Origin of the sequence: Polynucleobacter sp. MWH-UH2A, from assembly GCF_018687195.1 — a bacterium.
Classification (GTDB): Bacteria; Pseudomonadota; Gammaproteobacteria; order Burkholderiales; family Burkholderiaceae; genus Polynucleobacter.
Genome location: NZ_CP061321.1, coordinates 1,160,364 through 1,180,684, shown reverse-complemented (window position 1 = coordinate 1,180,684; position 20,321 = coordinate 1,160,364). Strand labels below are relative to the sequence as shown.

Annotated in this window: 22 protein-coding genes; 21 read left to right on the top strand and 1 reads right to left on the bottom strand. The window is 46.3% G+C overall.

All coding sequences use genetic code 11. The annotated features are described in order from the left end of the window. Nucleotides 1-5: 5 nt before the first annotated feature. A complete protein-coding gene (locus IC571_RS06180; protein WP_215315467.1) occupies nt 6-995 on the bottom strand; it encodes a malate dehydrogenase in 990 nt (329 codons plus the stop codon). 153 nt (nt 996-1,148) lie between these two features. Between IC571_RS06180 and IC571_RS06175 the strand changes: the two genes are divergently transcribed. The 21 genes from IC571_RS06175 to IC571_RS06075 all read left to right on the top strand — a co-directional run bounded on the left by IC571_RS06175 (nt 1,149) and on the right by IC571_RS06075 (nt 20,321). Then, on the top strand, nt 1,149-1,892 hold the full coding sequence (locus IC571_RS06175) for a GntR family transcriptional regulator (RefSeq protein WP_371742884.1): 744 nt from the start codon (nt 1,149-1,151) through the stop codon (nt 1,890-1,892). Nucleotides 1,893-2,023: 131 nt separating this feature from the next. Continuing rightward, on the top strand, nt 2,024-2,443 hold the full coding sequence (gene sdhC, locus IC571_RS06170; RefSeq protein ID WP_215315465.1) for a succinate dehydrogenase, cytochrome b556 subunit: 420 nt from the start codon (nt 2,024-2,026) through the stop codon (nt 2,441-2,443). Nucleotides 2,444-2,467: 24 nt separating this feature from the next. Next, nucleotides 2,468-2,833 (top strand): succinate dehydrogenase, hydrophobic membrane anchor protein, encoded by a 366-nt coding sequence (gene sdhD / locus IC571_RS06165; protein ID WP_215315464.1) that lies wholly within the window; start codon nt 2,468-2,470, stop codon nt 2,831-2,833. 4 nt (nt 2,834-2,837) lie between these two features. Further along, entirely contained in the window at nt 2,838-4,616 is a 1,779-nt protein-coding gene (sdhA, locus tag IC571_RS06160) for a succinate dehydrogenase flavoprotein subunit (RefSeq protein WP_215315463.1), read from the top strand. 16 nt (nt 4,617-4,632) lie between these two features. Next, the gene (locus tag IC571_RS06155; protein WP_215315462.1) at nt 4,633-5,337 is read left to right on the top strand and encodes a succinate dehydrogenase iron-sulfur subunit; all 705 of its coding nucleotides are present in this window, start codon (nt 4,633-4,635) and stop codon (nt 5,335-5,337) included. Continuing rightward, nucleotides 5,334-5,603: a succinate dehydrogenase assembly factor 2 gene (locus IC571_RS06150; RefSeq protein ID WP_215315461.1), complete on the top strand. Its 270-nt coding sequence runs from the start codon at nt 5,334-5,336 to the stop codon at nt 5,601-5,603. Before IC571_RS06155 ends, IC571_RS06150 begins: the two co-directional genes overlap by 4 nt. A 90-nt stretch (nt 5,604-5,693) precedes the next feature. Beyond that, the gene (gene gltA, locus IC571_RS06145; protein ID WP_215315460.1) at nt 5,694-7,007 is read left to right on the top strand and encodes a citrate synthase; all 1,314 of its coding nucleotides are present in this window, start codon (nt 5,694-5,696) and stop codon (nt 7,005-7,007) included. 17 nt (nt 7,008-7,024) lie between these two features. Next, nucleotides 7,025-8,434 (top strand): 3-isopropylmalate dehydratase large subunit, encoded by a 1,410-nt coding sequence (leuC, locus tag IC571_RS06140; protein ID WP_215315459.1) that lies wholly within the window; start codon nt 7,025-7,027, stop codon nt 8,432-8,434. Nucleotides 8,435-8,444: 10 nt separating this feature from the next. Further along, complete coding sequence (locus IC571_RS06135; RefSeq protein WP_215315458.1) at nt 8,445-8,654, top strand: hypothetical protein; 210 nt, start codon at nt 8,445-8,447, stop codon at nt 8,652-8,654. Nucleotides 8,655-8,687: 33 nt separating this feature from the next. Next, nucleotides 8,688-9,335, top strand: coding sequence for a 3-isopropylmalate dehydratase small subunit (leuD, locus tag IC571_RS06130; protein WP_215315457.1), 648 nt, complete (start codon nt 8,688-8,690; stop codon nt 9,333-9,335). Between the two features lie 23 nt (nt 9,336-9,358). Further along, nucleotides 9,359-10,429 carry a 3-isopropylmalate dehydrogenase gene (gene leuB / locus IC571_RS06125; protein ID WP_215315456.1) on the top strand — a complete coding sequence of 357 codons (1,071 nt, stop codon included), beginning with the start codon at nt 9,359-9,361 and terminating at the stop codon, nt 10,427-10,429. 66 nt (nt 10,430-10,495) lie between these two features. Continuing rightward, on the top strand, nt 10,496-11,650 hold the full coding sequence (asd, locus tag IC571_RS06120) for an aspartate-semialdehyde dehydrogenase (protein ID WP_215315455.1): 1,155 nt from the start codon (nt 10,496-10,498) through the stop codon (nt 11,648-11,650). 10 nt (nt 11,651-11,660) lie between these two features. Then, complete coding sequence (locus IC571_RS06115) at nt 11,661-13,127, top strand: FimV/HubP family polar landmark protein (RefSeq protein ID WP_215315454.1); 1,467 nt, start codon at nt 11,661-11,663, stop codon at nt 13,125-13,127. Nucleotides 13,128-13,136: 9 nt separating this feature from the next. Continuing rightward, nucleotides 13,137-13,967, top strand: a complete 831-nt coding sequence (truA, locus tag IC571_RS06110) for a tRNA pseudouridine(38-40) synthase TruA (RefSeq protein WP_215315453.1) — start codon at nt 13,137-13,139, stop codon at nt 13,965-13,967. A 16-nt stretch (nt 13,968-13,983) separates the two neighbouring features. Beyond that, complete coding sequence (locus tag IC571_RS06105; protein ID WP_215315452.1) at nt 13,984-14,658, top strand: phosphoribosylanthranilate isomerase; 675 nt, start codon at nt 13,984-13,986, stop codon at nt 14,656-14,658. A 33-nt stretch (nt 14,659-14,691) separates the two neighbouring features. Then, the gene (gene trpB / locus IC571_RS06100; RefSeq protein ID WP_215315451.1) at nt 14,692-15,885 is read left to right on the top strand and encodes a tryptophan synthase subunit beta; all 1,194 of its coding nucleotides are present in this window, start codon (nt 14,692-14,694) and stop codon (nt 15,883-15,885) included. 60 nt (nt 15,886-15,945) lie between these two features. After that, nucleotides 15,946-16,743 (top strand): tryptophan synthase subunit alpha, encoded by a 798-nt coding sequence (trpA, locus tag IC571_RS06095; protein WP_215315450.1) that lies wholly within the window; start codon nt 15,946-15,948, stop codon nt 16,741-16,743. A gap of 5 nt (nt 16,744-16,748) precedes the next feature. Continuing rightward, nucleotides 16,749-17,636 (top strand): acetyl-CoA carboxylase, carboxyltransferase subunit beta, encoded by an 888-nt coding sequence (accD, locus tag IC571_RS06090; protein WP_215315449.1) that lies wholly within the window; start codon nt 16,749-16,751, stop codon nt 17,634-17,636. A gap of 4 nt (nt 17,637-17,640) precedes the next feature. Continuing rightward, a complete protein-coding gene (folC, locus tag IC571_RS06085) occupies nt 17,641-18,966 on the top strand; it encodes a bifunctional tetrahydrofolate synthase/dihydrofolate synthase (RefSeq protein WP_215315448.1) in 1,326 nt (441 codons plus the stop codon). A 3-nt stretch (nt 18,967-18,969) separates the two neighbouring features. After that, nucleotides 18,970-19,755 carry an SPOR domain-containing protein gene (locus IC571_RS06080; protein ID WP_215315447.1) on the top strand — a complete coding sequence of 262 codons (786 nt, stop codon included), beginning with the start codon at nt 18,970-18,972 and terminating at the stop codon, nt 19,753-19,755. Beyond that, a complete protein-coding gene (locus IC571_RS06075) occupies nt 19,755-20,321 on the top strand; it encodes a CvpA family protein (protein ID WP_215315446.1) in 567 nt (188 codons plus the stop codon). Before IC571_RS06080 ends, IC571_RS06075 begins: the two co-directional genes overlap by 1 nt.

Below are 20,321 nucleotides of genomic sequence, written 5' to 3'. Positions count from 1 at the left end.
GTAGATTAAGGTAGCAAATGTTTAACGCCAGCTTGCTCTTCAAGCAATTCATTGAGGGTATGTGTCATACGCTCACGAGAAAACTCATCGATCTCCAAGCCTTCAATCATCTTGTACTCGCCGTTTTCGCAAGTGACAGGGAAGCCATAAATCACTTCAGCTGGAATGCCATATTCACCTTTGGATGGAATGCCCATAGTGACCCATTTGCCATTCGTTCCAAGAACCCAATCATGGATGTGATCAATTGCTGCGTTTGCTGCAGATGCTGCAGAAGAGAGGCCACGCGCATCAATAATCGCAGCGCCACGTTTGCCAACGGTTGGAATAAATACATCCTTGTTCCATGCTGCATCATTGATGGAGTCTTTTACTGACTTGCCATCAACAGTTGCAAAGCGATAGTCTGGATACATTGTTGGGCTGTGGTTACCCCAAACAACCAACTTCTCAATACCAGCAACAGGTTTATTCAACTTGCTTGCCAATTGCGAGAGGGCGCGGTTGTGATCGAGACGCAACATCGCTGTAAAGTTTTTCGCAGGAATATCTGGAGCAGATTTCATGGCGATGTAAGCATTGGTGTTTGCTGGGTTACCAACAACCAATACCTTGACTGTTTTCTTAGCAACAGCGTTTAATGCTTTGCCTTGTGCAGTAAAGATTTGTGCGTTAGCGGAGAGCAAATCTTTACGTTCCATGCCAGGACCACGTGGACGTGCGCCAACTAGGAGGGCAACATCAATATCTTTAAATGCAGTTAACGGGTCAGAGTGTGCTGTAACACCAGCCAACAATGGGAACGCGCAATCTTCGAGTTCCATAATCACGCCAGTTAAGGCTTTTTGAGCTTTTTCATCTGGAATTTCGAGCAATTGCAAGATTACGGGCTGATCTTTGCCCAATAGGTCGCCATTGGCGATGCGGAATAGAAGGGAATATCCGATTTGACCGGCTGCACCGGTTACGGCGACACGCATTGGGGCTTTTGCCATTGCTGATAACTCCAGAGGAAGGTTAATTGGGTTGATTAATAAAAACTTTTCTATTATCCATTCAAGTGTATGAACTTTGCCTTTACACTGTCAATGATGTCTTATATAAGACTAGAATTACTCAGAATTTTATCCAATTGATGTCCTCGTGGAGTGAATTTGTCAGAAGTAAATTTGCCTATTGCCTCATTTAGCCCTCTGTATGAGCAGATCAAGGCCATGATTTTGGCTAGTCTGCAGGCAGCAGAGTGGTTGCCTGGGGATGCGATTCCCAGTGAAATGGAGCTTGCAGCTCGCTATGCGGTGAGTCAAGGCACCGTTCGCAAGGCTATTGATGAGCTGGCAGCCCAAAATCTACTGGTCAGACGTCAAGGGAAGGGCACTTTTGTCGCTACCCACCAAGAGGATGATTGGCAATACCGCTTTTTACGCTTAGCCCCAGATTCAGGGGAGAAGTTTCACCTCATTAGTCAATTCTTGGTTTGCCAGCAAACTAAGGCAAGTGAGTACGTCGCTAATTTGCTTAAATTAAAGGCAGGTGACCCCGTTATTTACATTGACCGAGTTCAGAGCTTTGCTGGGCAACCCGTTGTTTTTGAAGAGATTTGGCTTCCAGGGAGCCGATTTAAGGGCTTAGACCTGAATACTCTCAATGACTGGCATGGACCTGTATACGCACTCTACGAAAGCCAGTACGCAACCCACATGGTGCGGGCTGAAGAAAAAATTAAAGCGGTCTCTGCCGATGAAGGCCTAGCAAAATACCTTCAGGTGACGGTCGGCGCGCCGTTGCTCTCGGTGGAGCGGGTTGCGTTCACCTACGGGAATAAACCAGTAGAAATTCGGCACGCAAGATACGACACTTCTGAGCAGCATTACGAAAATCGCTTGAACTGAACTTATCCGTAAAACCCCTTTTTAACCCTTATAAACCCTTAAAAGCCCCCACCATACCCAAGGTTTCCAATAGAATATGTTGCGACACAACAAAATCAAACTGAACCTCCACCGAAAGATAGAGATTGCCCATGGTTGATGCACAGCAAAACGTAAAAAAAGATAGACCGGTTTATCGAAATATTGGTCTAGCCCAGTTGGTGAAATACCGCCTTCCTTGGGCCGGTAAAGTTTCCATTCTTCACCGTATCAGTGGAGCAGTGTTGTTCCTCTTGTTGCCATTTATTTTGTATCTCTTTGATCAAAGTTTGGCTTCAGAATTGAGTTACCAAAAGTTCCAAGCGTTCACAGGCAACATCTTGGTAAAAATTATTTGCCTAGGTTTGATTTGGTGTTTCTTGCATCACTTCTGCGCTGGTATCCGTTACTTATTACTCGATCTTGAGATCGGAGTAGAGAAGTCTGAGTCCAATCGTTCAGCCATCATCGTATTGGTGGTTGGTTTGGCTTTGACCGCGGTAGTTGGTCTTAAATTATTCGGCTTGTACTAAGCGTTTCTTCATTAAGGAAATTTCATGCCTATTTATCAAATCGGACCAAAGCGCTTAGTTGTAGGCGCGCATTACGGCCTTAAAGAATGGATTATTCAACGCGTTACCGCGATTGTGATGGTGGTGTTTACCGTTGTGTTGCTCGTAGATTATTGCGTTACTGGTAGCGCTACTTATGAAGGCTGGTCTGGCCTATTTAGCAATCAACTAATGAAGTTATTGACGCTGCTGGCTTTGTTCAGTCTTTTCTATCACGCATGGATTGGTGTGCGCGATATTTGGATGGACTACATCAAGCCTGTTGGTATTCGTTTAACACTGCAAGTGTTGACAGTTTTGTATCTCGTAGCCTGTGCGGCCTATGCCGTTCAAATTTTGTGGAAAGTGTAATTCGATGACTGCAATTCAAAAATCATTGCCACGCCGCCGTTTTGATGCGGTGATTGTTGGTGCGGGTGGTTCAGGTATGCGCGCTTCATTGCAGTTAGCGGAAGCTGGCTTGAATGTTGCTGTTTTAAGCAAAGTATTTCCAACACGTTCACATACAGTTGCTGCGCAAGGTGGTATCGGCGCTTCATTGGGCAATATGAGTGAAGATAATTGGCACTATCACTTTTACGACACCATCAAAGGTTCTGACTGGTTAGGTGACCAGGATGTGATCGAATTTATGTGTCGCGAAGCTCCAAAAGTCGTTTATGAGTTAGAGCACTTTGGTATGCCGTTTGACCGTAACCCTGATGGCACGATTTATCAGCGTCCATTTGGTGGTCACACAGCAAACTATGGCGAAAAGCCTGTGCAAAGAGCTTGCGCAGCCGCTGACCGTACTGGTCACGCTATGTTGCATACCTTGTATCAACGTAACGTACGTGCAAAAACCAACTTCTTTGTTGAATGGTTGGCGTTGGATTTAATTCGTAATGATGAGGGCGATGTTGTTGGTGTAACTGCTCTTGAAATGGAAACTGGTCAGGTCTACATCTTGGAAGCCAAGATTGTGATGTTGGCTACTGGTGGTGCAGGTCGTATTTGGGATGCATCAACTAATGCGTTTATTAATACCGGTGACGGTATGGGTCTTGCGGCACGCGCAGGAATTCCGTTGGAAGACATGGAGTTCTGGCAATTCCACCCAACTGGCGTAGCTGGTGCAGGCGTGCTCTTGACAGAGGGTTGCCGCGGTGAAGGTGGCATTTTGCGTAACAAGGATGGCGAGCGTTTCATGGAGCGCTATGCGCCAACCCTGAAAGATTTGGCGCCACGTGATTTCGTATCACGCTCGATGGACCAAGAAATTAAAGAGGGGCGTGGTTGCGGTCCGAATGGTGACTATGTGGTGCTCGATCTGACACACATTGGCGCTGATACGATCATGAAGCGTTTGCCTTCTGTTTATGAGATTGGTATTAACTTTGCGAACGTTGACGTGACCAAAGAGCCAATTCCAGTTGTGCCAACGATTCACTATCAGATGGGTGGTATTCCAACCAATATCAATGGACAAGTCGTTGTGCCAGCAAATGGCAAACACAATGAAGTGATTAATGGCTTGTATGCCATCGGTGAGTGCTCATGCGTTTCAGTGCACGGCGCAAACCGCTTAGGTACAAACTCATTGCTTGATCTCTTGGTATTTGGTCGCGCAGCAGGTAACCATATTGTGGGCTTGGATCTCAAGAATCGTGAGTTCAAGCCATTGCCTAAGAATGCTGGCCAGCAAACGATGGAGCGTATTGCGAAGTTAGATAACTCTACTTCTGGTGAATATGCACAAGACGTTGCCAACGACATTCGTAAAACTATGCAGAAATACGCTGGCGTATTCCGCAATCAAGAGTTAATGGACGAAGGTGTTCGTCAAATGGCGAAGTTGACAGAGCGCGCTAAGCACTTATGGGTTAAAGACAAGTCTGAGATTTTTAATACCGCACGTATTGAAGCTTTGGAAGTGGCTAACTTGGTTGAGACTGCAAACGCAACGATGATCTCAGCAGCCGCACGTAAAGAGAGCCGTGGTGCTCACTCTCATGATGATCACCCACATCGCGATGATGACAACTGGATGAAACATACTCTTTGGTATAGCGAAGGCAACCGTTTGGACTACAAACCAGTTCAGCTAAAACCATTGACTGTTGATTCAGTTCCTCCAAAAGAACGTACTTTCTAAGCAAGAGAGATAGAAGATGAGCGATACCCGTATATTTGAAATCTACCGTTACGATCCAGATGTCGATGCAGCACCACGCATGCAGCGCTACGAGTTAGAGCTGACTGGTGAGCGCATGTTATTGGATGCGTTGATTTCTTTGAAGAAGCAAGACGAGACTATTTCTTATCGTCGTTCATGCCGTGAAGGTGTGTGCGGTTCAGATGCAATGAACATCAACGGTAAGAATGGTTTGGCTTGCTTGACCAATATGTTGACTTTGCCTAAGGTCATCACTTTGCGCCCATTGCCTGGCTTGCCAGTTGTGCGTGATTTGATTGTCGACATGACTTTGTTCTTCAAGCAATATTTATCGATCAAGCCTTATTTAGTAAATGACAATCCACCTCCTGAAAAGGAGCGCCTCCAGAGCCCTGAAGAGCGTGAAGAGTTGAATGGCTTGTATGAGTGCATTTTGTGCGCATCCTGCTCAACTTCTTGCCCATCTTTCTGGTGGAATCCAGATAAGTTCGTAGGTCCGGCTGGTTTGTTGCAAGCGTATCGCTTTATTGCTGATAGCCGTGATGAAGAAACTTCTAAACGCTTGGATAATCTAGAGGATCCGTACCGTTTATTCCGTTGTCATACCATCATGAATTGTGTGGATGTATGTCCTAAGCACTTGAATCCAACGAAGGCGATTGGCAAGATTAAGGAGTTGATGGTTCGTAGGGCAGTATGACCCTCGGAAATGCAGAGTTATATCGTTTAAAGAGCGACGCCCGCAGGGGCTTACTGGAAAATGATTTAATTCTGCAACGCTTCTTTGCTCGCTACGGCGATCAGTTAAGCGTAGAAGATGGAAAAGTATTAAGCCAACTATTGGCCTTAGATGACAACGATTTGATGGATTTATTGATCGCTCGAAAAGATTCTGTGGTTGGATTGGAAAAAGAGATGCAGTCGGACTCTTTTAAAAAGATTTTGCAAAGGCTGAGAGAGAAGTAAGAAATTAGTTTCAGCGTGTAGTTGTAGTGGTAGTGCAAGCGTGTATCGAATAGTGAAGTAATCATCAATTTGAATGACTAAGGATTAGAAATGATTGAATCGGACATCAAGGCAAAACTCTCGTTTTCGGATGGCACCCCAGATATTGATCTGCCAATTTACAAAGGGACAGTAGGCCCAGATGTAATTGACATCCGCAAGCTTTATGGTCAGACCGGTAAGTTCACTTACGATTCCGGCTTCCTTTCTACTGCTTCATGCAATAGCAAAATTACCTACATTGATGGCGATAAGGGTGAATTACTCTATCGCGGCTATCCCATCGAGGACTTAGCAGGCAAGTGCGACTTCTTGGAAGTTTGCTACCTCTTGATCAATGGCCAATTGCCAAACGGTAAAGAGAAGAAGGATTTTGAAAATATGGTCATGCACCACACCATGGTTCATGAGCAGATGCAATTCTTCTTGCGTGGCTTCCGTCGTGATGCTCATCCAATGTCTGTGTTGACTGGCTTGGTTGGTGCGATGGCTGCTTTCTACCATGATGAGATCGACTATAGCGATCCATACGCGCGTGAAGTGGCGCAAATTCGCTTGATTGCGAAGATGCCAACTTTAGTGGCTATGGCATACAAATATTCTGTAGGACAACCATTTATCTATCCAGATAATTCATTGTCATACACCGCAAACTTTATGCGCATGATGTTCGCGACACCATGTGAAGAGTACAAAGTAAACCCAGTCTTGGTTCGTGCTTTGGATCGCATCTTCACATTGCATGCAGATCATGAGCAAAATGCTTCAACATCAACTGTGCGCTTGTGCGGTTCTTCTGGAACCAATCCATTTGCAGCGATTTCTGCTGGTATCGCTTGCTTGTGGGGTCCAGCGCACGGTGGCGCAAATGAAGCTTGCTTGCAAATGTTGAACGAAATTCAAGCAAATGGTGGCGTAGATAAGATTCATGAGTTTATCGCCCAAGTGAAAGACAAAAACTCTGGCGTTCGCTTGATGGGCTTTGGTCACCGTGTTTACAAAAACTTTGACCCACGCGCTAAATTGATGCGTGAGACTTGCTACGAAGTATTAAATGAACTCGGCTTGCAAGATGATCCATTGTTTAAATTGGCAATGACTCTTGAGAAGATTGCGCTAGAGGATGACTACTTTGTGAGCCGTAAGCTCTATCCAAACGTAGATTTCTACTCTGGTATTGTGCAACGCGCCCTCGGCATCCCAACAGAAATGTTCACTTGCATCTTTGCATTAGCAAGAACAGTAGGTTGGATTGCACAGTGGGAAGAAATGATTACGGATCCCGAGTACAAGATTGGACGTCCACGTCAGTTGTACGTTGGCGAAACTTCACGCAAGGTTCCAGATATTTCTGCTCGTAAATAAAGGCTTTAAGGTCTCTCATGTCTCGTACGCTTTATGACAAATTGTGGGATGACCACGTTGTTTACTCTGAAGAAGATGGCACAGCCACGATCTACATTGATCGTCAATTGCTCCATGAGGTAACCAGCCCTCAAGCATTTGAAGGTTTGAATTTGGCTGGCCGTCCTGTTTGGCGCATCTCCGCCAACCTGGCGGTCTCTGATCACAATGTGCCAACTACTGATCGCACACAAGGTATTGCTGATCCTATTTCTAAGTTGCAAGTAGATACTTTGGATCAAAACTGTGATGCATTTGGCATTACCCAATACAAGATGAACGACGCTCGTCAGGGCATTGTTCATGTGATTGGGCCAGAGCAGGGCGCTACATTGCCGGGCATGACAGTGGTTTGCGGTGATTCTCATACCAGTACGCATGGCGCATTTGGTGCTTTGGCTTTTGGTATCGGCACATCGGAAGTGGAGCACGTTCTCGCTACACAAACTTTGCTCATGAAAAAGAGCAAGAACATGTTGGTGCGTATAGATGGACGCTTGCAGCCAGGGGCTACTGCGAAAGATATCGTTTTAGCAGTGATTGGCAAGATTGGTACTGCGGGTGGGACGGGCTATACCATTGAGTTTGCGGGTGAAGCCATTCGCAATCTGTCGATGGAAGGTCGTATGACGATCTGCAATATGGCAATTGAAGCAGGCGCTCGTTCTGGCTTGGTTGCTGTAGACGAGACAACAATTGAATATATTCAAGGTCGCCCGTATGCACCTAAAGGACCTGCCTTATTGCAAGCTTTGCAATACTGGAGAACCTTGCATTCTGACCCGGATGCGAAATTTGATGCTGTAGTTGAGCTACGCGCTGAAGAAATTGCCCCGCAGGTAACATGGGGTACATCTCCAGAAATGGTTCTCTCGATTAGCGATCGTGTTCCTGATCCAGAGAAAGAGCGTGATCCCAATAAGCGTTCTGCAATAGAGCGTGCGTTGGAATACATGAATCTCACCCCAAATACACCGCTTAGTAGCATTGCGGTAGATAAAGTATTTATTGGTTCATGCACCAATAGCCGTATTGAAGATATTCGCGCTGCTGCGAAAGTGGTAGATCGCATTGGTAAAAAAGTAGCAGCGAATGTCAAATTAGCCTTAGTTGTTCCTGGCTCTGGCTTGGTAAAAGCTCAAGCAGAACGCGAAGGATTGGATCGTATCTTTAAGGCCGCTGGTTTTGAGTGGCGCGAGCCTGGTTGCTCCATGTGTTTGGCAATGAACGCCGATCGGCTTGAGCCAGGAGAGCGCTGCGCCTCAACATCGAATCGTAACTTTGAAGGTCGCCAGGGTAACGGTGGCCGTACTCACTTAGTGAGCCCAGCAATGGCTGCCGCCGCAGCTATTGAAGGCCACTTTGTTGATGTTCGTAAGATTTCATAAGGGAGATCAAATGAAGTTCTCTTCAGTATCCTTAATTGCTAGGTTAACTATTGTTGGCATTATTGGTTTGGTGATAGCGGCTTGCACCAGCACTTTTGAAGGAATGGGAAAAGATTTACAGACTATGGGTAATGCCATGGGCGGATCTGGTGCAAACACCACTCAACAAAATCAATCGCAGACGCAGGGTAAGGATGTGGTTGTTACCCCAGTGAAGTAAGAAGCATTCGTTTATTTATTTAGAGTTAGAACAATGGAAAAATTTACGGTATACAAAGGACTAGTTGCTCCGCTCAATCGCGAGAACGTGGATACCGACGCAATTATTCCAAAGCAGTTCCTAAAGTCGATCAAGAAGACTGGTTTTGGCCAAAATCTATTTGATGAGTGGCGCTACCTTGATCACGGTGAACCTGGTCAAGACTGCAGCAAACGTCCTGTTAATCCCGATTTCGTTCTAAATCAGCCTCGTTATAAGGGTGCCGGTATTTTGTTGGCCCGCAAGAATTTTGGTTGTGGTAGCTCTCGAGAGCATGCTCCTTGGGCTTTGGATCAATTTGGCTTTAGAGCGGTTATTGCCCCTAGTTTTGCGGACATTTTCTATAACAATTGTTTCAAGAATGGTCTTTTGCCCATCGTTTTGAGTGAGCTCCAGGTGGATCACCTCTTTAACGAAACCATGGCATTTAGCGGATATCAGCTAACCATTGATCTTGAGGCTCAGCAGGTTATCACGCCTGACGGCACTGCCTATAGCTTTGAGGTGGCTCCATTTAGAAAATATTGCCTCCTGAACGGCTTGGATGATATTGGCTTAACTCTGCGCCATGCAGATAAAATTAAGGCTTTTGAAGCTGAGCGCATTCTGAAGATGCCTTGGCTGGCAACCCAGTTGCCATAATTTGTTGATTTAAAGGCCTTTTCATGAAAATTGCAGTTCTCCCGGGCGATGGGATCGGCCCGGAAATCGTTGCTCAAGCCGTCCGCGTTTTAAAAGCGCTAGGGCCAAAGTTTGATCTAGAAGAAGCTCCTGTAGGGGGTGCTGCCTATGACGTAGCTGGGCATCCTTTGCCACCAGCGACACTTGAGTTAGCCAAAAAAGCCGATGCGATTTTATTTGGGGCGGTAGGTGATTGGAAATACGACACGCTTGCACGCGAATTGCGTCCTGAGCAAGCGATCTTGGGTTTGCGTAAGCATCTTGAGTTGTTTGCCAACTTCAGACCAGCGATTTGCTACCCAGAGCTAACTGCTGCTTCTAGTCTTAGGCCAGAAATCATTGGCGGTCTTGATATTTTGATTGTGCGAGAGCTCAATGGCGACATCTACTTTGGTCAGCCACGTGGAATTCGTTCTTCTGAGCTGCCTTTATTCAAAGGCGCGCGTGAGGGCTTTGACACGATGCACTACAGCGAGCCTGAGGTAGAGCGCATTGGACGTGTTGCATTTGAAGCGGCACAAAAGCGCGGCAAGAAGGTATGCAGTGTCGATAAGGCGAATGTGCTTGAGACCTCACAGTTGTGGCGTGAAGTTATGATTCGAGTATCCAAGGATTATCCAGATGTGGAGTTGTCTCATATGTATGTAGATAACGCCGCGATGCAGCTGGTGAAAGCTCCAAAAGCATTTGACGTAGTAGTGACAGGTAATCTTTTTGGCGACATATTGTCAGATGAAGCGGCAATGTTGACTGGCTCAATTGGCATGCTGCCTTCAGCCTCTTTAGACAAGAACAACAAAGGCTTGTATGAGCCTAGTCATGGTTCTGCGCCTGATATTGCTGGCAAAGGCATCGCGAATCCTTTGGCAACAATTTTGTCGGCAGCCATGATGTTGCGTTATTCATTGGGAATGCCTACTGAAGCAGATCGTATCGAAAAAGCAGTTCAGAAGGTTTTGGCCCAAGGTTTGCGTACTGCTGATATCTACACTGAGGGCACGAAAAAAGTGTCTACTGTTGAGATGGGTGATGCAGTGGTAGCAGCATTGGCATAAGCGGTTAACGGGAAATAACAATAGAGCAGTTCGAGAGCAATCACATTCACTAAATAGTTGATGATCATGGCAAATACAAAAACACCTTTAGTAGGTTTAGTTGGCTGGCGCGGTATGGTTGGTAGCGTGCTGATGGAGCGCATGCTCGCAGAAAAAGATTTTGATCTGATCGAACCTGTTTTCTTTAGTACCAGCCAAGCGGGTGGTGAAGTTCCTTTGCTCAACGGTGAAAAAGTCACCAAGAGTGAAAGTACTCTGCAAGACGCTAACGACATTAAGGCATTGTCTCGTTGCGACATCATTCTGACTTGCCAGGGTGGTGATTACACCAATGACATATTTCCTAAATTACGCGCAGCAGGATGGAGTGGTCATTGGATTGATGCCGCTAGTGCATTGCGTATGAAAGATGATGCTGTCTTAATCCTTGACCCAGTGAATCGCCCTGTGATTGATAAGGCATTGGCTGCTGGTGGCAAAAACTGGATTGGCAGTAACTGCACGGTTAGCTTAATGATGATGGCTATGGGCGGTCTTGTGAAGGCCGATATGGTTGAGTGGATTAGCGCCATGACCTATCAAGCAGCTTCCGGTGCGGGTGCGCAGAATATGCGTGAATTGCTCTTGCAAATGGGCGCACTACGCGATAGCGTTGCTGCTGAATTAGCTGATCCATCTTCATGGATTTTAGATATTGATCGTAAGGTGACTGAAACCTTACGCTCTGCCGATTTTCCAAAAAAGAACTTTCGCAATACTGCTTTAGCTGGCAGCTTAATTCCATGGATTGATGTTCCAGTAGAAAATGGCCAAACCAAAGAAGAATGGAAGGGCGGCGCTGAGTTCAATAAGATTCTTGGACGTCCTGCATTCCGTACTTCTGGCAGCATTCCTATTGATGGTTTGTGTGTTCGCGTTGGCGCAATGCGTTGCCACTCCCAAGGCCTGACTGTAAAGCTAAAGAAAGATATTCCACTCAAGGAAATTGAAACGATTTTGGCGAATGACAACCAATGGGTAAAAGTGATACCAAACGATCGTGAAGCCTCTGAGCGTGATTTATCGCCCGCAGCTGTGAGTGGTACATTAACTGTGCCTATTGGCCGTCTCCATAAATTAGCAATGGGTCCTGATTATCTTGGCGCATTTACGGTTGGCGATCAATTGTTATGGGGTGCCGCTGAGCCATTACGTCGCATGTTAAGAATTTTACTTAAGTGATAATGCAAGAATGACCCGCGTCTACCGTTTCCCGCTAATCAAATTACTCTGCTTGACCATGCTGGGCTGGACCAGCATGTCTTGGGGATTCACATTAGATGCGCCTCAAGTTATGTCGTTGGCTGGGGAGCCGTTGCGTGTCGAAATTCCAATCCGAATTACTGCTGAGGATCAAGCAATATTACCCAGTCTGACTGTTGATCTACCCAATGGGATGTTGTATGAGCAATATGGCGTATCACAGCGTATTGTTGCTTTGAATCCACAGGCAATGATCTACCGCAATCATCAAGAAGATTTAATGGTCTTAATTGAGACGGTCAATCCGGTGCCGGTAGTTGATGAACCTTTTATTAGCGTATTGCTTAACCTAAGCTGGGCAAGTGGCAGTCAGTTCAAAATCTTTACTTTTTTATTGGCCGATCCTAAGAGGATCACGGTGAGACCAGGTCAAACTCTATCAGAAATCGCAGCCAGCATTCTGCCTGAGTTGAATGGACCAACCTTAGATCAAACAATGATTGCTTTATTTAAAGCTAACCCTGATGCATTTGCTAGCGGGAATATTAATATACTAGCCGTAGGTTCGGAGCTGGCTAAGCCAAGCGAATCTGTTTTGGGCTCCATTAGTCCTTCAGATGCTAGGCAGATGGTTTTGGATGCAAATCAACAATGGCGTTCAGAGCGGGATGCTCAAGGTAGGGTAGAAGTCAAGTCTGACCAGGGGCAGGCTCAACAGGTTGGCAAAGATGAGCCTAAAGATACCTTAAGAATTGGTTCGGGTGCCGAGAGTAAGAACCTTGAAAGCCAGCGTGCAGAACAGTTGGTTGCTGAAGAGAAAGAGTTAGAGCAAACTAAATCTCGTATAGTAACTTTAGAAAAAAATATTTCCGAATTACAGGGCTTGCTTGATCAAGCAAAGGGCGACGATAAAGCTGCGCAGCAGGACAAATTTACTATCTCAAGCTTGTTTAGCCAGTTTAAGCTACCAGAGCTTCCTAACGTACCTAGGCAGGCGATGCTTGTGCTTGTGGCGCTTGCAGCGCTTGCGGTGATCGCATTGGCAGTAATACTGGTTTGGGGTTTGGTTCGTTATGTGCGTAGGCCGAAATTAAATGATATTAAACATTGCATTAATGGGGGTGTTGCCCCACTTGAGGATGTGAATGTCCAGACTGGATCTGAGTACAACATACCAGAGCGTGCAAAAGCAATATTTTCTGGTCTCAATCTTGACCTAAGCCCCTCAAATAAAAGGGGCGAGAATAAGGGCCAATTAAATCAAGAGGATTCCTTAGTCTTGGCTGATGCCTTGCGCGTGAAGCTCAATTTGGCGCGAGCATACATTACCATTGAAGACTTTTCGGCAGCGAAAAAATCATTAGAAGAAGTGATTGGCGCTAGTAATGCTGTCGATCCAACGATCACTATAGAGGCACAGGGCTTATTATCTGAGCTCTCCCATCGTCAGTCTTAGGTTCTGGCTATGCGTATCGCGCTCGGCCTTCAATATGACGGAAGTTTTTATGCTGGTTGGCAGATCCAGCCTCACCAACTCACATTGCAGGGTGAGGTTGAGAAAGCTATTAAAGCTTTTGTTGGTAGCTCTCATGTTAAAACGCTCCCCGTGCAGACTATTGCTGCGGGCAGAACGGATGCTGGTGTTCATGCCCTAGGGCAGGTGATTCACTTTGATTCCCAGGTAGAGCGAGAGATGTTCTCTTGGGTTAGGGGTGTGAATTCCCATTTGCCAAAGTCAATCGCGGTGAATTGGGCAACTGAAGTCTCAGAACAATTCAGTGCGCGTTTCAGCGCAAGCGAACGCACTTATATATATGCATTACAGGCCGGTCCTTGTAGGTCGCCAATGATGAATGAGAGGGCTGGGTATGTGATGTTGCCTCCCAATAGCTGGTTTCATGTTGACGCAATGCGCGAAGCAGCAACCCATCTCATCGGAGAGTATGATTTCAGTTCATTCAGATCTTCAGAGTGTCAAAGCAAAACACCGGTCAAAACGATGTATTCCATCGACATCATTTCCGAAGAGCCTTGGTTGTATTTTCGAATTCGTGGAAATGCTTTTTTGCATCACATGGTTCGTAATTTAGTTGGTACTTTTTTGATGATTGGGCGTGAAAAAAGAAAACCTGAGTGGATGGCGGAAGTGCTTGCAGCAAAAGATCGGCAAATGGCTGCACCCACATTTATGCCAGATGGTCTGTATTTAGTCAAAATTGCCTATCCCCAAGAATTTGCTATCCCAGAGCCTTGGTTGAAAAACTCTTGGCTACCAGACAGCGTGACGGGGGTTTAAGCCTTATTATTGATTAATGGGCCTACTGACACACTCTCCCGGCAAAACCAGGGTCAAAATCTGTGGTTTGCGTACCCCTGCCGATGTGGATGCGGCGGTTAAGGCGGGCGTGGATGCAGTGGGTTTTGTGTTTTATCCCCCAAGCGTGCGATCAGTGACGCCTAATATCGCTGCTCAGCTAATTGCTAGGCTCCCAGCCGGAATTGACGCGGTTGGATTGCTGGTAAATGCGTCTGACGAAGAATGTGCCGCTATTCGTGAGGCTGCGCCAATCAGCCTTTGGCAGTTTCATGGTGACGAGACTCCAGAAAGATGTGCCCAAATAGCGAAAAACGAGCCCTGGATGCGGGCTGCCCGTATTGGTAAGCAGTTCGCTTTTGATGATTTTTCCCTACAATATAGGGATGCAGACGCTTTACTGCTGGATGCCTTAGTGGAGGGATACGGTGGCGGGGGCGTTCCTTTTGATTGGCAGGGGATTCCACAGACATGGGTAAGCGAAAACGCGCCTCGGGTCGTTTTGAGTGGTGGATTGAACGCGCACAACGTGGGCGAGGCGATTGCTCGCCTTCATCCTTGCGCAGTTGACGTCAGCAGTGGCGTCGAAAGTAGCAGGGGCGTTAAAGATGCTGCACTCATGACCCAATTTGTTCAGGCTGTGCGTGCGGCTGATGCCAAAGCTTCTCCCTAATAAATTGCAGTAAATAAATCAAAAGAGGTAACCATGTACGACAAGCCAGATGCTCGAGGACACTTCGGTCCTTATGGTGGCGTGTTTGTTTCTGAGACGTTGATGTATGCATTGGATGAGCTCAAAGAGGCCTATGCAAAATATCAACATGATCCAGAATTTCTGGAAGAGTTTCATTACGAGTTAAAACATTTCGTTGGTCGCCCATCGCCCATCTATCATGCAAAGCGTTGGAGTGAAATGCTAGGTGGTGCGCAAATTTATCTTAAGCGTGAGGATTTGAATCACACGGGCGCTCACAAGATTAACAACGTGATTGGTCAGGCAATGCTGGCAAAGCGTATGGGTAAGCCACGTATCATTGCCGAGACTGGAGCGGGACAGCATGGTGTTGCTACAGCGACGATTTGCGCGCGTTTTGGCCTAGATTGCACTGTTTATCAAGGATCTGTTGATGTGGCGCGCCAAGCGCAAAATGTCTTCCGCATGAAATTGCTGGGCGCCAAAGTTGTGCCAGTGGAGTCTGGTACCAAAACCTTAAAAGACGCACTCAATGAAGCTATGCGCGATTGGGTTACTAACGTCGATAACACCTTCTACATCATCGGCACAGTAGCAGGACCTCATCCTTATCCGATGATGGTGCGTGATTTTCAGAGTGTGATTGGCGAAGAGTGCAAAGTACAAATGCCAGAGATGACTGGCAACCAACCTGATTATGTATTAGCGTGCGTTGGTGGTGGTTCAAATGCAATGGGCATCTTTTATCCTTATATCGATGTGCCCAATGTCAAATTAATTGGTGTTGAAGCGGCAGGTCATGGATTAAGTAGCGGCCTGCATTCTGCTGCGCTCTGTGTTGGCAAGCCTGGTGTTCTGCATGGCAATCGCACCTACTTATTACAAGATGAGAATGGTCAAATTTCAGAGACGCATTCAGTGTCGGCTGGCATGGACTATCCAGGCGTTGGTCCTGAGCATGCTTGGTTAAAAGATTCTGGTCGCGCTGATTATGTGGCCATTACCGATGAAGAGGCTCTTCAGGCTTTTCATGATTGCTGTCGTATTGAAGGAATCATTCCCGCTCTGGAGTCTTCCCATGCAATTGCGCATGCATGTAAGCTGGCGAAGACATTACCCAAAGACAAAACAATTTTGGTAAACCTATCCGGCCGTGGCGATAAGGATATGCATACAGTAGCCCAAGCAACCGGTTCTGAAGGTTAAAGGCTAGCGCAATTACAAACAAGATAAGAAAAACAAGAAGAAAAATACACAAACCTCCTTATGTCAAAAATTACCGCATTATTTAAAGAGCTTAAAGCCACAGGTAAAAAAGGATTAATTCCATTTATTACTGCTGGTGATCCAGATCCAAAACTAACCGTTGAATTAATGCATGCATTAGTGCGTGGTGGGTCGAGCGTGATTGAGTTAGGTGTGCCATTTTCTGATCCAATGGCAGATGGTCCTGTTATTCAAAGATCTTCCGAGCGCGCCTTAGAGCATGGTGTGTCATTGCGCACTTGTTTGGAAATGGTGAAAGAGTTTCGTAAGACTGATACTAAGACGCCAGTAGTGCTAATGGGTTACGCCAATCCAGTGGAGCAAATGGGATCGGATCGATTTGCAAGCGAAGCAAAAGCAGCTGGAGTGGATGGTGTCTTGGTAGTTGACTATCCGCCAGAGGAGTGCGTAGATTTTGCTGCTCGTATGCGAGCTGCAGGAATTGACCCCATCTTTTTATTGGCACCGACTTCTTCGCATGATCGCATAAAAGAAGCCGCCAAAATTGCCTCTGGATATATTTACTATGTATCTATGCGTGGCGTTACCGGAGCGTCTCACCTCAATACCCAAGATGTGGCCAGCATTATTCCGAAAATTCGTCAAGAAACCGATATTCCAATTGCTGTGGGTTTCGGTATTAGCGACGCTGCTAGCGCTAAAGCGGTCTCCGCTAGCGCTGACGCCGTAGTAATCGGTAGTCGCATTATTCGCCTATTAGAGGATGCGCCCCCAGGTCAGGCAGTACAATCATTAGAAACCTTTATTCGTGAGATTCGCGACGCATTGGATGGCTAAAACTGATGAGCTGGATAGATAAATTACTCCCACCCCAAATTCAACACACTGATCCGGCGAATCGCAAATCAGTTCCCGAGGGTTTATGGGTTAAGTGCCCCAGTTGCGAAACCGTTTTGTATAGCACGGACATCGAGGCGAATCTTTCCGTCTGCCCCAAATGTAGTCACCATATGCGTATTGGCGCGCGTCAACGATTGGATAATCTATTTGACGAAAAAGGGCGCTATGAAATCGGTGTGGATATTTATCCAACTGATCCACTGAAATTCAAAGACTCTAAAAAATACACCGATCGTATTAAAGAAGCAAACGATGCTTCTGGTGAAACAGAGGCGTTGATTGTGATGGGTGGCAAGATTCAAGCCATTCCAGTTGTAGCTGCTTGTTTTGAGTTTCAATACATGGGCGGATCAATGGGTTCTGTTGTTGGTGAACGTTTTGTCCGTGGTGTGCAAGAAGCCATCAATAAGAAGTGCGCGTTTATTTGCATTACTGCAACGGGTGGTGCACGTATGCAAGAGAGCTTGCTATCCCTCTTTCAGATGGCAAAAACCAATTCAATGCTTACCTTGCTGTCTAAAAAAGGTCTTCCATATATCAGCGTACTAACCGACCCTACGATGGGCGGAATTTCAGCGAGTTTCGCATTTATGGGTGATGTCGTTATGGCTGAGCCAAAAGCATTAATTGGTTTTGCTGGCCCACGTGTGATCGAACAGACTGTTCGCGAAAAATTACCTGAAGGTTTCCAGCGTTCAGAATTTTTGATGCAAAAGGGTGGCGTCGACATGATTGTTGATCGTCGTCAAATGCGTATTGAGATTGCGCGTTTGCTGGCCTTGTTGCAGAAGCTTCCAGAGCCTGCGATTGCAGGTAGCTCAGCCGTTTAAGCGCTTGAGCACAGCACACCCAGCCCCAATCTTATTTAATAGCCTCGAGGCTTGGCTTAGCCACCTTGAAACTGCTCACCCAGTCGGCATCGATATGGGGCTTGAGCGTATTAATCGCGTCAAGGCGGCATTAGACCTGCATTTTGATTGCCCAGTCATCACTGTTGCAGGAACAAACGGTAAGGGCTCGACATGTGCATACTTGGAAAGCATCTTGCTTGCCTCTGGCTATCGTGTTGGATGTCATACCTCACCACATTTACTGACATTTAATGAGCGCGCTCGAATTAATGGCGAGGAAGTAAAAGATGCGTTGTTGCTTGAGAGCTTCGCAGCCGTTGAGCACGCACGTGTTCGTTTGGTTGATGCTCCAACCTTAACGTATTTTGAGTTCACTACTTTGGCAATTATGTATTTGTTCTCGAAGTCAAACTTAGATGCAGTGATATTAGAAGTGGGCATGGGCGGTCGTTTGGATGCGGTCAATATTGTTGATGCTGATTGCGCTATCGTGACTAGTATCGATATAGACCATGCTGATTTTCTGGGTGGCACACGTGAAGATATCGGTTTAGAAAAGGCGGGCATTTTTCGTTCAGGACATATTGCAGTTTGTGGCGACCCGGTGCCACCGCAATCATTAATTGAATATGCTGAAAAACTGGGTTGCGATCTTTGGTTGCAGGGTCGTGATTACAACTTCCAGGGTGATAAGCAACAGTGGGGTTGGGCAGGGCGTGGTAAGCGTTTTAGTGGTTTGGGTTATCCAGCCTTGCGAGGGGCAAATCAAATCCTAAATGCATCCGCAGTAATCGCTGCATTAATGGCATTGCATCAACGTTTGCCAGTGAGTGCCCAGGATATTCGTAACGGCTTTGCCATGGTTGAGCTTCCTGGTCGCTTCCAGGTTCTGCCAGGCCAGCCTACAGTGGTTCTAGATGTCGCCCATAACCCTCATGCGGCTTCTACCTTGGGTCAGGGTTTAGATAAGATGGGGTATCACCCCTACACATATGCCATTTTTGGGGCTATGGCAGACAAGGACATTGAAGGGGTTATAAAACCCCTGATCAATATTGTGGATTTTTGGTTCTGTACCGACTTACCGACCCCTAGGGCGGCTTCAGCAAGGGGCTTGGCTCAAAAGCTTGAATCCATGGGCGTAATGCCTAAAAATGGGGCAGATGGAGGTATTGAAATCTTCGAAAATCCCGCTTTAGCGTATCAAAAAGCGCTATCTCAGGCAGGTGAGGGTGATAGAATTGTGACCTTCGGATCCTTCTATACCGTTGCAGGCGTAATGGCTTATCGAAACAACCAGGCGCATTGATCCATGATTCGTATACCAAGCTTTTTTAAGCGAGAAACACAGTCTGATGACCTCGTAACAAGGTCACTGGGGCGCAACCCCATCAAAAGAGCTACTTCTCGCACATTTCAGCGAGCCGAAGAGCCTCAAGAGCTTTCACTTACAGAAGATCCAGAACAGCAGCGCGCTCGTCATCGCCTAGTAGGCGCAGCCGTTTTGGTATTGCTTGCCGTGATTGGACTACCTCGCATTCTGGATAACAAGCCAAAGGCTGCGAATAACGACATCGCGGTCAATATTGTTACTGGCTTGCCAATCCCAAGTGCCAATCCAAAACTCGACGAGAGATCAAAGGCAGCTATTCCCGGGTCGGAAGTAAGAGTGGACGAAAAAGCAGAAGTAAAGGCTGATATTAAGACGGAGCCCAAGTCAGCAACAGTAGCATCCAGTAAATCTCCTGCTTTAGGTTTGGCTGATGGGGAGGAGGTAGTTGCCACAACTTCGAATGCAAAACCAAAAGTTGAGGTAATTCCTAAAAGTTATGAAAGCGCCTCAGCAAAGAGTGCCATTAAATACGGAATTGTCATCGGTAGCTTTGCTACGGACGACAGCATTAAAAATGTTACGGCAAAATTAAAGGAGTTGAAGGTTCCTTATTCTGTATCCAACAAAACTCGCGGTGATGGTGTAAAACTTACCATATTTCGTGCCGGCCCCTATAGTGACAAGGATGCCGCTGAGGCTGCAGAAAAGAAAATTAAGGCAAGCTTAAATCCCTCCGCCAAAATCACTGAGCTTGGTAAGCAGTAATGGAATACCTATCCACCCTAAAGCTAACGTCGGTGGATTACTTCACCTTAGTTGTCCTTTTGGTTTCTGCTTTGGTCGGTATTTCTAGAGGCTTATTTAAAGAAGTCTTGGCGCTTGCTTCTTGGTTTATAGCTTCATGGGTTGCGTACCATTACAGCAACTACCTCTCCACTGAATGGCTTTCGACATTCCATCTCGAAGAATTGCTAAGTCTTGGATTAAGTTTCTTGATTTTGTTTGTATTGACCTTAATTGTTTGCGGCTTGTTTGGTGGCCTTGTACAAAGGATTATTTTATCTGCAGGTTTGAGTCTGACGGATCGCTTTTTAGGTTTGGTGTTTGGTCTTGCTCGTGGTGGTTTGATCGTTGTGGTCTTGGCTACATTAGCGGCATTAACCCCGATTCCTCAAAGCATGGCTTGGAAAAATGCGATTACTCGACCAGCGGTTGATATGGCAACTGGTTTGATTAAAGGATGGCTGCCCACTGATTGGGCAAAGCAATTAAGTGATGCCATGCCTAAAGTTACCCCAACCATTACTCCTAAATTAACAATAGGAATCTAG

Bases quoted from the DNA above. Each gene is read 5' to 3' on its own strand.
- IC571_RS06180 (WP_215315467.1), bottom strand. From the start codon at position 995: ATGGCAAAAGCCCCAATGCGTGTCGCCGTAACCGGTGCAGCCGGTCAA.
- sdhC (WP_215315465.1), top strand. From the start codon at position 2,024: ATGGTTGATGCACAGCAAAACGTAAAAAAAGATAGACCGGTTTATCGA.
- sdhD (WP_215315464.1), top strand. From the start codon at position 2,468: ATGCCTATTTATCAAATCGGACCAAAGCGCTTAGTTGTAGGCGCGCAT.
- sdhA (WP_215315463.1), top strand. From the start codon at position 2,838: ATGACTGCAATTCAAAAATCATTGCCACGCCGCCGTTTTGATGCGGTG.
- IC571_RS06155 (WP_215315462.1), top strand. From the start codon at position 4,633: ATGAGCGATACCCGTATATTTGAAATCTACCGTTACGATCCAGATGTC.
- IC571_RS06150 (WP_215315461.1), top strand. From the start codon at position 5,334: ATGACCCTCGGAAATGCAGAGTTATATCGTTTAAAGAGCGACGCCCGC.
- gltA (WP_215315460.1), top strand. From the start codon at position 5,694: ATGATTGAATCGGACATCAAGGCAAAACTCTCGTTTTCGGATGGCACC.
- leuC (WP_215315459.1), top strand. From the start codon at position 7,025: ATGTCTCGTACGCTTTATGACAAATTGTGGGATGACCACGTTGTTTAC.
- IC571_RS06135 (WP_215315458.1), top strand. From the start codon at position 8,445: ATGAAGTTCTCTTCAGTATCCTTAATTGCTAGGTTAACTATTGTTGGC.
- leuD (WP_215315457.1), top strand. From the start codon at position 8,688: ATGGAAAAATTTACGGTATACAAAGGACTAGTTGCTCCGCTCAATCGC.
- leuB (WP_215315456.1), top strand. From the start codon at position 9,359: ATGAAAATTGCAGTTCTCCCGGGCGATGGGATCGGCCCGGAAATCGTT.
- asd (WP_215315455.1), top strand. From the start codon at position 10,496: ATGGCAAATACAAAAACACCTTTAGTAGGTTTAGTTGGCTGGCGCGGT.
- IC571_RS06115 (WP_215315454.1), top strand. From the start codon at position 11,661: ATGACCCGCGTCTACCGTTTCCCGCTAATCAAATTACTCTGCTTGACC.
- truA (WP_215315453.1), top strand. From the start codon at position 13,137: ATGCGTATCGCGCTCGGCCTTCAATATGACGGAAGTTTTTATGCTGGT.
- IC571_RS06105 (WP_215315452.1), top strand. From the start codon at position 13,984: ATGGGCCTACTGACACACTCTCCCGGCAAAACCAGGGTCAAAATCTGT.
- trpB (WP_215315451.1), top strand. From the start codon at position 14,692: ATGTACGACAAGCCAGATGCTCGAGGACACTTCGGTCCTTATGGTGGC.
- trpA (WP_215315450.1), top strand. From the start codon at position 15,946: ATGTCAAAAATTACCGCATTATTTAAAGAGCTTAAAGCCACAGGTAAA.
- accD (WP_215315449.1), top strand. From the start codon at position 16,749: ATGAGCTGGATAGATAAATTACTCCCACCCCAAATTCAACACACTGAT.
- IC571_RS06080 (WP_215315447.1), top strand. From the start codon at position 18,970: ATGATTCGTATACCAAGCTTTTTTAAGCGAGAAACACAGTCTGATGAC.
- IC571_RS06075 (WP_215315446.1), top strand. From the start codon at position 19,755: ATGGAATACCTATCCACCCTAAAGCTAACGTCGGTGGATTACTTCACC.